This window comes from Heliomicrobium gestii, from assembly GCF_009877435.1.
Taxonomy (GTDB): domain Bacteria; phylum Bacillota; class Desulfitobacteriia; order Heliobacteriales; family Heliobacteriaceae; genus Heliomicrobium; species Heliomicrobium gestii.
Window position 1 is genome coordinate 36,943 of the sequence record NZ_WXEX01000003.1, and the last position, 12,625, is coordinate 49,567.

Here is a 12,625-nt window from a genome sequence, read left to right on the forward strand (position 1 = left end):
TCCGTAAAAAAGATGCATTTTTTTATGTTTCAATTGCAAGCGGCGTCCCATAGGGTGATGGTAGGAAATACCATCGACAGGGAGGGGCCGTTATGGGCACGATCCCAGCCTTTTACGAATCTGACGCTGCTGTTTCTCCCTGGCACATCGAGGCAGCGGGGGTGGCGGAGCATTGGAAACAATCCCGCGGCGCCGGGATTGTCGTCGCCGTGATCGACACCGGTATTGATCCCCGGCACCCCGATTTCTCTGGTCGCATTGTCGAAATGCGGACCTTTGAGGGCGGATCCGTCAATGATGAAAACGGTCACGGCACCCATGTCGCCGGCATCGTCGCGGGCGCGCGGACCGGCTTGGCGCCGGAAGCTCGCCTGGTGTCGTTAAAAGTGGGCGACAGCAAAGGCCGCGTCGACACGGAAGCGGCCAAAGAGGCGCTGCGCTATGTAAGGGAGTTTAACGGCCAACGAGATCCGGCAGACCGGATTCGCTATGTCAATTGCTCCTTTGGTTCACCTGCCATCGATCTGGAACTGTGGGTGGTGATCAAAGAGCTCGTCAAATCGGGTGTCTCCATCTTTGTTTCGGCGGGAAACAGCGGCGACGGCAGCGCCGATACATGGGAACCGAATTTTCCCGGCTTTTTCCCGGAGGTGATCTGCCTGGGCGCCTGCCAGCAGGATTTTCAACCGGCCAAGTTTTCCTCCAGCTATGATGGTGTCGATTTTATGGCCTTCGGCGTCGATGTCTACTCCTGTTGGCCCGGAGGCGGCTACAAGGCCTTGTCTGGCACTTCCATGGCGTCCCCGATGGCGCTCGGCATGTGCCTGCTCCTTGAAGCGGCCTTTGGACGCCCGATGACCGATGATGAACGCTACGCGGCGCTAATGCGCTATGCGCGGCCGACAAGCGGCAATCCGCTGATGGTTGGCCACGGCGTTCTCGATTATCGACAATCGCCCCGTTTTGCCACCGAGATCACCATGACAGTGGGTTCAAGCGAGTTTCTTGTCAACGGTCAGCAACAGCAGATGGAGGGCGTTCCTCAGATCATCGCCGATCGGTTGTACGTTCCTGTCCGTTATGTGGCGGAAGCCTTCGGCGCCACCGTCCGTTGGGATGGCGAAAAAGGGCAGGCCCGTTTCTACCGGTAAAGGCGTCTAAAGTCGTCATGTTCCCTCAGAGAGATTCCGGCGGCCCTGCTGCATGGACGACACCAAATGCTTGTGGCCATTGGGAAAGCGACGGCTTGGCCGCTGCTTTCCCAATGGATGGGATTTAATGGGGCGGGTTGATGCCCCGGGACTGATAGCTCCAGTTCTTGCCGCTGTTGTTGTCCCAGTTGTTGGCCGAATCTTTGAAGCAGAAGAGCAAATCATCCTGCTCCATGTTGATCGTGCACTGCCAACCGGAACCTGTGGCCTCCATCCGGTGATCATAGACGTTTCGCCAGTTTTTCCCATATCCGGCGTGGAGGTAGACCTGCTGCGCGCCCGATTTGCTCAGGATCCCGTCGTAGACGATCGTCACATCGCGGCCATCTCCCAGCAAAGGTCGAATTTTAACCGTTGGATTGACCATGCCTGACGCCATCGTTTTGGCTTGATAGCCTTGACCATAGGCCTGTTGCTGATGCATTCTGTTCATGACCTCCTTTTTATGGACATGATCGATAGGGTCCAGAAGAGGGTCCATGGCTAGTATGGTTCCAAATAGCGCTCCTTCACAGCCGTAAAGATCTGGTGTCTGTGGAAAAGGCGGCAATTCCCAGGGGTTCTCCCGCTTTTTCAAAAGCGACGGATGTGGTAAACTAAGTATCTGAAAATTACCTTTTTCCGGACGATTCAACCGGAGGTGGATCAGACTGGACAGGCATTCACAGATCCTCGCCACACTCGCCGACATGTATCCAGACGCCCGTTGCGCTTTACACTTCCGCAATCCCTTCGAACTGCTGATCGCCACCATGCTGGCCGCTCAGGCAACGGACAAGTCTGTCAACCTGGTCACCCCGGCGCTTTTCGCCAAAGCCCCCACGCCTGAGGCGATGCTCCTGCTGAGCCAGGAGGAGTTGGAGGACCTGATTAAAAGCATCGGTCTTTATCGTAACAAAGCCCGCAACATCCGAGCGGCCTGCCGGTTGCTGGTGGAAAAACACGGCGGGCAGACGCCCAACTGCCGGGAACTGCTGGAGGAACTGCCTGGCGTCGGAAGAAAAACAGCCTCTGTGGTGTTGGCCGAAGCTTTTCAGGAACCGGCCATCGCTGTGGACACCCATGTCTTTCGGGTGTCGAACCGCCTTGGATTGGCCCAGGCGGCCGATGTCGTCAAAACGGAGCAGGAACTGATGAGCAATATCCCCCGGGAGCTCTGGGCAAAGGCCCATCACTGGCTGATTTTTCATGGACGCCAGGTTTGCCATGCCCGCAAGCCGGCCTGCAGGGACTGCCGGTTGGCTGAACAATGCCGGGAATATACAGGGGTAAACGTCGAGACAGGGGAGGAAACGGAATGAAGATCCTCACAACGATGCCTTTTCCCGAATGGCACCGCGAACGTCTGGAAAGAACATACCCTGGCGTCCTTTGGCGGATTTGCCGATCCACCAGCGAGGCCCTTGAATTTCTGCCCAGCGCAGACGCCCTTGTCACCTATGGCGACGGCTTGACGGCGGAGGTGCTGCGGCGGGCGCCGAAACTGCGGTGGATTCAATCCTTTGCCGGCGGTTTAGAGCACATCCCCTTTGATGTGCTGAAAGAGCGGGAGATCACGCTGACCAACGCTAAGGGTGTTCATGCCGTTCAGGCGGCGGAACACACCCTCGGCGTCATGCTGGCCTTTGCCCGGCAGTTGCCCTTCTTCGTCCGCATGCAGGAGCAAGCTCGTTGGGAAGACCATGTGAAGCTCGATGAGATCCATCAGAAGACGGTCTGCATCGTCGGTCTCGGCGCGATGGGCTTGGAAATCGCTGCTCGCGCGCTTGCATTTGGGATGCGTGTCACCGGGGTGAACAGCGACGGGCGGACCGTCGAGGGGGTCCATAAGGCCTACCCTCGCGATCAGATCGAACTGGCCATCGCCGAGGCTGATTTCATCGTTTTGGCGATGCCCCTCACCGCCGCATCGGAACGGCGCTTCGGCGCCTACGAGTTCTCCTTGATGAAGCGCTCGGCCATCTTGATCAACATCGCTCGGGGCAAGGTGATCGATGAGCCGGCCCTAGTCCATGCGCTGGGAGAGGGCCAAATCGCCGGCGCCGCCTTGGATGTTTTTGTGGATGAACCTCTTCCCGAGGAGAGTCCCTTATGGAAGATGAACAACGTGCTCATCACGCCGCATGTGGCCGGACGGTCCCCGCGCTACCTTGACCGAGCGTTGGAAATCTTTGAAACCAACCTGGAGGCCTTTATGGCAGAGAAACCGCTGCCCTTGAATGTCGTTGATCTGGAAAAAGGGTATTGATTGGAAAAGGCGCTGCCAGCCCACGAGCTGTTGCAGCGCTCTTTTTATGAGTTTTTTCAAAGGCAACGGTTTTGGATGGGCGAAAAGAAATAGGACTTTCGTCCCATATGTGTTTGTGGTTATAATTGGCTAAAGGAAACAGCCGGATTTTTGGGGGAGAGGAGGCGGCGCCATGAAGCAGCAGTTCAAGGCGGATCTCTTTACACTGATGACCAAACAGGGCATCCAAGTATCGCCCCAAATGATGAACGATATTGAGAAGATGGTTGATTCATTTACAGCGGTAACCCTTAGCACCTACGGGAAGACAGTGGGGAAGGTGCACCGGGCCAACCCGGAACTTTCGATTGATGAACTCATCGAGCGAGCGAAGGTCGTTCACGAACTCGTCAATAAATAACAAAACGAGGGGCTGCTCCAGCAAAGGCATGGGGGCAGCCCCTCGACGGTTACCCTTGTTCTTTCGCCTGATCTGGGCGAAGGCTGAGCAAACGGGCGGCGTTAATGATGACGACGAGCGCCGCGCCGGTGTCGCTTAACACAGCGAGCCACAGGTTCAGCCAGTTGGGGAGGATCAACAGCAGCGCCACGGTCTTGACGATGAGGGCGAAGATGATGTTTTGCCGGATGATCGTCAGGGCAGAGCGCCCGAGACGGATGGCAAAGGGGAGTTGCTCCAGTGTTCCGCTGACCAGGATCACATCGGCCGTTTCCACAGCCATGTCGGCGCCATAGCCCCCCATGGCGATGCCAAGGTGGGCAGCCGCCAGCGCCGGCGCGTCATTGATCCCGTCGCCCACCATGGCGACGCGGCGATCGGGGGATTTCAGCGAGTGCACGATCTCGGCTTTTTCGGCTGGCAACAGATCGGCGCGCACATCGTCGACAGCCAGTTCAGCGGCGATCCGGCGGGCCGTTTGACCGTTATCGCCGGTAAGCATGGCGATGCGGCGGACACCGGCCTCTCTCAGGCGGGTCAAGATGGGGCGGCTTTCCGGCCGGCTGCCGTCGGAGAGGGCGAATAGGCCCAACGGTCGCTCTTCGTCGGTGAGCAGGCAGACCGTATAGCCTTCGCGCTGCCAAGCGTCGATCTGCGTAAGAATAGTTTCGGGAAGGGCTGACGCCAGGGGGCTGCGACCGGGCGCTGTGAGCGCGTAGCGGACACCGTTGATGACGCCGCTTACGCCGGCGCCCGGCAGGGCGACATAGGCCTCCAGGGCGGATGCGGCCGAGGGGGCCAGGCCCTGTTCTTCGGCGAATCGAACGATGGCCGCCGCCAGCGGGTGAGAGGAACGCCGTTCCAGTCCCCAGGCGATGGCGAGCAGTTCCTTGTCACTGCCCTGAGCGGACGTTGCGAGATTGAGAAAGCGCGCCACTTCGGGGCGGCCGAGGGTCAGCGTGCCCGTCTTGTCAAAGGCGATCGTGTCGATCCGGCCCAGTTCTTCCAGGTATGCGCCGCCTTTGATCAGGACGCCCCGCTTGGCGCCGTTGCCGATGGCGGCGACGATGGCCACCGGTGTGGAGATCACCAAAGCGCAGGGACAGGATACGACGAGCAGTTCCAGGGCGCGATAAAACCACGCTTGCCAGGACGCCCCGAAGAGGGGCGGCACAATCGCCACAAGGGCGGCGAGGGCGATCACAACAGGGGTGTAGATCGCGGCAAAGCGGTCCACAAACTGCTGGGAGGGAGCGCGGCGCGACTGGGCCTCCTCGACGAGGCGGATGATGCGGGCGACGGCGCTGTCTGAGGCCGGACGGGTGACCTTGATTTCCAGCAGGCCGTTCTCATTGACCGTCCCGGCGAAGACACCGTCGCCCGGTTCTTTTTCCACCGGTGTCGATTCGCCGGTCACCGGCGCTTGGTTGACCGATGAGGCGCCGCGCAGCACCTGCCCGTCAAGGGGGATCCGGTCGCCGGGGCGGACGATGATCACGTCGCCGGGGACGACCTCTTCCACCGGCAGGATCGATTCGATGCCATCGCGGGTGACGGTGGCGACAGCCGGTGTGAGGGAGAGGAGCGAACGGATGGATCGGCGCGTTTTGTCCAGCGTCGACGCCTGCAGAGCCGCCCCCAAACTGAAGAGGAAGACCACCGCTGTCGCTTCCGACCATTCGTGGATGGCGATGGCGCCGGCGACAGCCAAGGTCATCAGCACGTTCATATCGAGGGTGAGATTTTTGATGGCTGTCCAAGCGGCGCGGGCGATGGGCCAACCCCCGGCGATGATGGCCAAGGTGTAGACGAGGGGTGAGAGCGCCGAGAGCGCCAACTGGTCGAAGAGGAGTCCTGTCGCCAGACCCAGTCCAGAGAGGTAGGGCCCGGCGGCGCGCAGATTCAGGCGGCGCCAGGTTGATTGTCCCCCCGCGTCCGCTCCTGTCGCCGGTCCCGCTCCTTGTCCGGCCGAAAGGCTGCTTCCCTCGGGTAGGCGCAGGCGGTAGCCGAGGCTGGTGACGATCGACTGGATGGCAGACAGGGAGAAAGCCGGTTCAACGGGAGAGAGCGTTAACGCGCCGGCCCCAAAATCGACATGGACCCAGCGCACGCCTGCCTGTCGGGCGAGGATTTTTTCCGCTTTGGCGGCGCAGTCGGCGCAATCGAGTCCGTCGATGTAGTAACGGAGAACCTGTTCCTGGGCCGGCAACGTCTCATCAGCCGGCGTAATGGCCGTCGTCGTAAGGTTTGCCGACGCAACTGCCGTTGCCGCTTCGGCGTGAGCGATGTGTTCAGCCGTCCGTTCCCTCTGCGCGTTCTTTTCCGAGAGGGCGCCATCACTACCACAGGAACAAGAGCACCCTCCATTGCAATGAGTTGCCATGATGAGCCCTTCTTTCGCATGACATATGAATATCTACTCATATGTTACAGCGAAGAAAGACGGATGGTCAATGGTTTTTTTTGGTGGAGAGTCCCAAATCGGCCAGCGCCCCTTCGCAGATGCGGAAGGGCTGCCGGGGGAGTTTTGCTTCAGAAAAGTGAGGAATCAACTCCTGCAGGTGAACCGGTTCAGGCAGCGGCAGCAGGCCGGACGTCGCGGCCAGGAAGCCGACGACCTTCTGCGGCGAAATCCCCTGTTCCCGGAGGGCTGCAATGGCGGTATCGCCGTGCCGTTTCGACAGGCGCGCGCCGTCGGGACCGAGGACGAGGGGAACATGACAGTAGGCCGGGACTGGTAGGCCCAAGGCCTGATAGAGCAGGATCTGGCGGGGTGTCGAGGTGAGCAGATCGTCCCCGCGCAGCACATGGGTGACGCCCATGAGAGCGTCATCGACGACGACGGCCAACTGGTAGGCGGTGACGCCGTCGGCGCGACGGACGACAAAATCGCCCACCGTCTCACCCACGTTCTGGGAGACAGGGCCGGCCACCGCGTCGGTGAAGGACAGGATGCCTGCAGGGACGTGGAAGCGGTAGGCGCATTGGCCTTTCTTGCGCAGCTTGGCCTCCCAGGCTTCCGGGCTCAGCTTGCGACAGATTCCCGGGTAGGGAGGGCCTTCTTCGTGCAGGCCATGGGGAGCCCGGGCCAGTTCGGCCAGGTCCTTGCGGCTGCAGGCGCAGGGAAAGATCCGCCCTTCCCCTTGAAAGCGCGCAACGACGGCGTCGTAAAACCCTTGCCGGCGGCTTTGTTCATAGGGACCGCAGGGGCCGCCCACGTCAGGGCCCTCGTCCCAATCCAGGCCCAGCCAGCGCAGATCGTCGATAATCTGGCGGGCATAGGCCGGGATGGAGCGAGAGGGATCCAGGTCCTCCATGCGCAAGATAAAAAGACCGCCGAGCCGGCGGATCTGCAGCCAGGCCAGAAGGGCCGTCCTGGCGTTGCCCAGATGCAGTTGGCCCGTCGGGCTGGGCGCGTAGCGACCGACCGGCGTCGCAGAAACAGGACGAGCAGAAGAAAAGGGGCGATGAAGGGACAGATGCATGGAAAAAGCCTCCGAAAAAGAAGTACAATACCCGTATAAACGTTTGGACAGCGCAAGGCTGTTAATGGCAGAAGACACAAGAGAAATAGCCCGTGGAGATTCGTTTTCGAGGCGGATGCGAATAAGTCAGCCCTTGCGAGGAGGTGAACAAAGTTGCGACAGGTCGATTCCGGTGGCGTCACTGTGCGTTACTCCACCGATCCGGCGGAATTGCCGCCGGAGGCGCAGGTTTTTGTGCGTCCTCATTTCCGGGGCAATCGCCTGCTTTCCCACGACAAGGGAATGCTGGCAGTGACCCTATCCTGTTTTCAAAAAGGCAGCGCCGAAACATCGCCTCTCTTGATCGCCTGGGACAGCGCCCGGATCATCCTCTATTCGAAGGTTCATCTTCCCGTTATCGACCGGTGCCTGAATGCAGCCGATAAAGGAGAATTTTGCCCCTCTCACCGCATCGTCTTCTTTTTGCTGTCCGAATTGTTTGATGGGAACCTCCGGATTTTCGGAACGATCGAAGGGGAGTTAGACCGGTTGGAGGAGAGCATCGCTCTTCGGGAACGGCCGATCCCCATCGATCATCTCTTTGCCTTGCGTAAACGCCTGTTGGCCCTGCACCAGGACACCTTTGCGAAGCGACGGTTGATCAACAAGCTGATTGAGCATCTGCACCTGCAAGGTTCGAGCAACTCCGAAATGCTCCAGGAGTTACGGGACCTCTTAGAAGATATTAGCGAACTGTCCTACGAGATTCAAGGTCTGCGCGAGTCCTTGCAAGGCCTGCTGGAACTGCGACTATCCCTCCAGGGTCAGCGGGCCAACCAGATCATGCAAAAGTTGACGGTCGTGACCTCCATCTTTTTGCCGCTCACCTTTATCGTCGGCGTCTATGGCATGAACTTCGAGGTCATGCCAGAACTGAGATGGCCCTACGGTTACTACGCCGTATTGGCGATCATGGCCGTGATCGCCGGTTGGTTGATGGTCTACTTCCGTCGCAAACGCTGGTTTTAAGACAAAAAATCCTTATAGAAAACAAAAGGTGGTCGATGCGTCATGATTCTCGTCAGTTCCTGCCTGCTTGGCATCCGAGCCAAGTATGACGGTTCCCAAAATACGGTGGAAGCGCTCCTCGACTTATGTCGTCAGGGCCTTGTCGTTCCTGTCTGTCCGGAGCAGTTGGGCGGTTTTTCCACCCCTCGTCCCCCTGTTGAACTTCGTGGCGAGGGGGGCGGAGAGGCCGTGTTGAACGGACAGGCGATCGCTGTGAACGAAAATGGCGTCGACATCACCGAAGGATTTATCGAAGGGGCTCGACAGACGCTCCGCGTGGCCCGCCTCTTTGGGGCGACGGCCGCCATTCTCAAGGAACGGAGCCCCTCCTGCGGTGTGCACCTCATCTATGACGGCGCTTTCGCCGGAAACCGGATCGAAGGGCAGGGCGTTGCGGCGGCGCTTTTGCGCCGGGAGGGGATTCCCATTTATTCGGAGGAGGACCTTACGGAAGAACTGCTGGAAAAGTTGGCGAAGGAGGCTTCGGCGCCTTTCGCGAGGCGCTCGCTTCCGACGGACCATGCATCAACGGTGTAAGCGAATCACACCGCCGATCGGCGCCACCTGGAGGCGGTCGGCGACACCAGCCTCCTTGGCGGCTGCCATCAGTCGCTGCAGCGGCTCGTCGATCGGTTCTTCGGAGAGAATGAAGGTCTCGTAGTGCATGGGGATGATTGTGCGGGCGCCCATGGCGAGGGCCATCTGCAACATCTCCTCCGGTGTGGCGTGATCGCTGTGGAAGGTCTCCGGAACGTAGCAGCCGATGGGGATAAAGGCTGCGTTCACCCCGCCAGGGCAGGCTGTTCGCACCGCCTCGGCCAGGGCGGGGGCAAAGGCCGTATCGCCGAAAAAAGCAATGCTGCAGTTGTTTTTCTGCAATAAGTACAGGAGGGTCTCCCGTGAAGTGGGTTGCGATTGGCGGTGTCCCCCATGGTTGGAGGCAAAGGCGGTGACCTGCACATCTTTTAAACGATAGGCGCCATAACCGCTCATCGGCACCAGCGGGAGCGGGACGCCGGAGACGGGACGTTCGTCGCCTTCCGGCAGTAACAACGGTGTTCCTTTGGGAAGCCTGCGCAGGCTTCTGGGATCGAGGTGATCGACATGGGCGTGAGTGACCAAGACACCGTCGAGATCAACGATCCCCTTGGGATCGATCGCTGGGGCGACTCGCCTCCGCAGGAGGGCGACGCGATCGGTAAAGATCGGATCGGTGAGCAGCCGGACGCCTTGAAACTCGATGATCCACGTTGAATGGCCGACCCAGCCAAAAAGGATGTCATCGGCGCTCCCCAGGGGGAGCGTGAGTTGCTGAGACGCGTCAAGCATCGGATGGGACAATTCGTACCGCAAGTTGCGGACGAGAACCCGCAGAGTCGGCGGATAATCGGGCGCGAACAACAGCAAGAGGGCCGCCAAAACCGTCGCCAGCCCAAATCCCCAAGACAGGCGTTTCATCGACCGATTCCTTTCTGCGCGAAATGATGTCCCGCTAGTTTTTCCCCATTGCCGTCGCCTATCCCCAGGGGAGGCCCTCTCGGCGCTCTGGAGCGCCTGATCCCCGGCGCGCAAGCGATTGATGTCCTTTCAATGGCAAATCGATTTTTCCCATTCCTCTCTGCGGACGGTTGACGCTCACCTATTGCGAGCGTATACTACCGGTAGGGGGTATGTGTAATGATAACGATCGATTATAACATCTGTGACCGGATGAAAGGCTGTCCGCCGGCGCGGCGTTGCCCTGTTCAGGCGATTACACCTGTTGGCGGGGAAGGATTTTTCAATCGCAAGGTGGACCGGTGGGAGATCAACGAGAGCAAATGCACCGGCTGCGGACTCTGTATCCGCATTTGCCCGCAGAACGCGATCAGCAAAAAAGCGAAATAGCGGATTTGATTTTTTTCTACCCAGCAATCCCAACCATAGAAAAAGCGGCGCCGCGCAAGCGACACCGCTTTTTTATTTCGGCTTTATTCCGCCCTTTCATCAAGCGATCTGTCCGTCCTCCCGGCTGTGGGCCTCGTCGTCATCGCCATCGTCGGCTGGTTCTGCGGCGAGCGCCTCGGCGTAGACCGTCTTCAGGGTCACATAGTCCGTCTTGCCGCTGCCCAGCAGGGGAAGGCAGTCGAGGGGGCAGATCCGGGCGGGCACGAGCAGGGGCGACTGGCCCGAGGCGACGATATAGTCGCGCAGCGCCTGTCGTGAAGCGGTCTTGACGGTCGTAAAGAGCACCACCTGCTCGCCCTTTTTGCCGCCGGCGATGTTGACGGCGGCCACTTCCGGCGAGTGAAAACAGCGGACAGCCAGTTCTTCGATCAGGTTCAGCGAGACCATTTCGCCGCCGAGCTTGGCGAAACGCTTGAGCCGCGAGAGGATGGTGATGCATCCCTGCCCATCCTCCTCGACCAGGTCGCCGCAGTCATACCATTCATCGACGGGGACGAAGCCCTTGCCATGGATCAGGTAGCCCTCCATGACGTTGGGGCCCTTGACAAACAGGTTGCCGCCGCGCTCGATCCCTTCCACCGGTTCGATGCGGTGTTCCACACCGGGGAAGATGCGCCCGACGCTGCCCGCCTTGTAGCAGAGGGGGGAGTTGATGGCCAGGAAGGGCGACGCCTCTGTGCAGCCGTAGCCCTCCATCGGTCGCAGTCCGAATTTATCGAGCCACAGGCGGCGCGTTTCCTCTTTCAGCCGTTCGCCGCCGGTGATCACATAGCGGATGGAGTAAAAGTCGAAGGGATGGGCGTGCTTGCCGTAGCCTTGCAGGAAGGTGCCCGTTCCGAAGAGGATGGTGGCGTTGCGGTCATAGGCGATCTCGGGGATGATCTTGTAGTGCAGGGGCGTGGGATAGAGAAAGACCTCTAGGCCGCAGAGAAGGGGGATGAAGGCGCCTTGCAGGCCGAAGCTGTGAAACATGGGCAAGGCGTTGAGCAGTTTGTCCTTCGCCGTCAGGGCGATGACGGTGCAGGCTTGCATCACATTGGCCTGGATGTTGTCGTGGCGGAGGATGACGCCTTTCGGTTTGCTTTCGCTGCCTGAGGTAAAGAGGATGAGCCGCTCCCGGCCCGGTCTTGTCCGGACCTTGGCCATCAGTTGGCAGAGAGCTTGCAGTTTGCCTAGGCCGGTGACCTCGTCCCGCAGATCCTCCAGGTACAGGATGCGCGCCTTCTCGGCCGCCTTCTCCACATGGGCCTGCAAGCCCGCCTTTTCGATGAATTGGCGGGAGGTGACCACCGTCTTCAGTTCCGCTGTCTCGCAACTGTCGAGCACGCCTTGTGGGCCGCTCGTGAAGTTCAGAATCGCCGGGGTGATGTTGACGCGGAACAGGGCAAAGAGGGTGACCACGTGGGCGACGGCGTTCGGCAGCATGACGCCGACTCGCTCCTCGCCGGACAGTTTTTGCGCCAGCGGCGCGCTCAAGGCGTAGACCCCGAGCAGCAGTTTGCGATAGGTCAGCTTCTGGCTGATATCTTCCAAGATCTCTCGATTCATTCCGTACAACCGCGCCGCGTCGATCAGTTCGTTAAAGAGATTGATCCCTTCGTGGCGCCGGCTGTGAAAGAGCGCCCGTTCGAGGGCCTTGAGGATGCGCTCGCTGCCGGCGCTCTTCTGCTCTTTTTGCTGCTGTCCCCTGGTCGAGCGAAGGGTGAAGGGTTCATCGACATAGATGGTGATCGGCGGAAACCAGCGGCGGGGCATCTTGCCCTCAAGGCGGGAAAAGCGCGAGTTCTGGGGGCCGTCGATGCCGATGGGGTATACGGGGACGCCTGTCTTCTGGGCGACGAAGGCGATGCCGTCATAAATCTTCATGATGCCGTTGATGGTGGTGATCCGTCCCTCCGGGAAGAGGACGACACTCATGCCGCCTTTGACGGCGGCGACGATGTCTCGGACGGAATAGGGATTTAAGGGATCGATGGTGATGTGCTTACGAAAGCGAAGGGCAAAAGGAATTTTGGCGGCCATGGCGCTGTTGACGACGAAGACGATATCTTCTGGTAAAAACAACCCTAGGATCAGGGGGTCGAGAAAAGAGACGTGGTTGGGCATGATGATGAGCGGCCCTTCACTCTGGAGGCGGTCGAAGTGCACCAGTCGCAGGCGGAACAATCGCAAAAATAAAAAGCGCAAGATCAAAATCAGCAGTTTCAGTCGTCTCACCCCTTTTTTCACTATCAATTCAGTATAACAA

The 12,625-nt window shown here is 59.5% G+C and carries 12 protein-coding genes; 7 read left to right on the forward strand and 5 right to left on the reverse strand.

Going from position 1 to position 12,625, the window contains the following annotated elements; genetic code table 11:
- The first annotated feature begins 92 nt into the window (after positions 1-92).
- Positions 93-1,151, forward strand: coding sequence for a S8 family serine peptidase (locus GTO89_RS04030; protein WP_161260792.1), 1,059 nt, complete (start codon positions 93-95; stop codon positions 1,149-1,151).
- 124 nt (positions 1,152-1,275) lie between these two features.
- Here GTO89_RS04030 and GTO89_RS04035 read toward each other — a convergent pair whose 3' ends face one another.
- Positions 1,276-1,644, reverse strand: coding sequence for a carbohydrate-binding protein (locus GTO89_RS04035; RefSeq protein WP_328793856.1), 369 nt, complete (start codon positions 1,642-1,644; stop codon positions 1,276-1,278).
- A 217-nt stretch (positions 1,645-1,861) separates the two neighbouring features.
- Here GTO89_RS04035 and nth point away from each other — a divergent pair, with 217 nt between their 5' ends.
- The 3 genes from nth to GTO89_RS04050 all read left to right on the forward strand — a co-directional run bounded on the left by nth (position 1,862) and on the right by GTO89_RS04050 (position 3,859).
- On the forward strand, positions 1,862-2,512 hold the full coding sequence (gene nth, locus GTO89_RS04040) for an endonuclease III (RefSeq protein ID WP_161261013.1): 651 nt from the start codon (positions 1,862-1,864) through the stop codon (positions 2,510-2,512).
- On the forward strand, positions 2,509-3,459 hold the full coding sequence (locus GTO89_RS04045; RefSeq protein ID WP_161260793.1) for a D-2-hydroxyacid dehydrogenase: 951 nt from the start codon (positions 2,509-2,511) through the stop codon (positions 3,457-3,459). Before nth ends, GTO89_RS04045 begins: the two co-directional genes overlap by 4 nt.
- Positions 3,460-3,631: 172 nt before the next feature.
- Entirely contained in the window at positions 3,632-3,859 is a 228-nt protein-coding gene (locus tag GTO89_RS04050) for a hypothetical protein (RefSeq protein WP_161260794.1), read from the forward strand.
- Between the two features lie 49 nt (positions 3,860-3,908).
- Here GTO89_RS04050 and GTO89_RS04055 read toward each other — a convergent pair whose 3' ends face one another.
- The gene (locus tag GTO89_RS04055) at positions 3,909-6,281 is read right to left on the reverse strand and encodes a heavy metal translocating P-type ATPase (protein WP_161260795.1); all 2,373 of its coding nucleotides are present in this window, start codon (positions 6,279-6,281) and stop codon (positions 3,909-3,911) included.
- 67 nt (positions 6,282-6,348) lie between these two features.
- Complete coding sequence (gene gluQRS / locus GTO89_RS04060) at positions 6,349-7,383, reverse strand: tRNA glutamyl-Q(34) synthetase GluQRS (protein ID WP_161260796.1); 1,035 nt, start codon at positions 7,381-7,383, stop codon at positions 6,349-6,351.
- Positions 7,384-7,536: 153 nt separating this feature from the next.
- Between gluQRS and GTO89_RS04065 the strand changes: the two genes are divergently transcribed.
- Positions 7,537-8,391 carry a magnesium transporter CorA family protein gene (locus tag GTO89_RS04065; RefSeq protein WP_161260797.1) on the forward strand — a complete coding sequence of 285 codons (855 nt, stop codon included), beginning with the start codon at positions 7,537-7,539 and terminating at the stop codon, positions 8,389-8,391.
- 42 nt (positions 8,392-8,433) lie between these two features.
- A complete protein-coding gene (locus GTO89_RS04070; RefSeq protein WP_161260798.1) occupies positions 8,434-8,967 on the forward strand; it encodes a DUF523 domain-containing protein in 534 nt (177 codons plus the stop codon).
- Here the strand turns inward: GTO89_RS04070 and GTO89_RS04075 are convergent.
- Positions 8,956-9,888, reverse strand: coding sequence for an MBL fold metallo-hydrolase (locus tag GTO89_RS04075; protein ID WP_161260799.1), 933 nt, complete (start codon positions 9,886-9,888; stop codon positions 8,956-8,958). The genes GTO89_RS04070 and GTO89_RS04075 overlap by 12 nt on opposite strands.
- 219 nt (positions 9,889-10,107) lie before the next feature.
- Here GTO89_RS04075 and GTO89_RS04080 point away from each other — a divergent pair, with 219 nt between their 5' ends.
- A complete protein-coding gene (locus tag GTO89_RS04080) occupies positions 10,108-10,317 on the forward strand; it encodes a 4Fe-4S binding protein (protein ID WP_161260800.1) in 210 nt (69 codons plus the stop codon).
- Between the two features lie 99 nt (positions 10,318-10,416).
- Here the strand turns inward: GTO89_RS04080 and GTO89_RS04085 are convergent, their stop codons facing one another.
- Positions 10,417-12,594 (reverse strand): AMP-binding protein, encoded by a 2,178-nt coding sequence (locus tag GTO89_RS04085; protein WP_328793857.1) that lies wholly within the window; start codon positions 12,592-12,594, stop codon positions 10,417-10,419.
- Positions 12,595-12,625 lie beyond the last annotated feature (31 nt).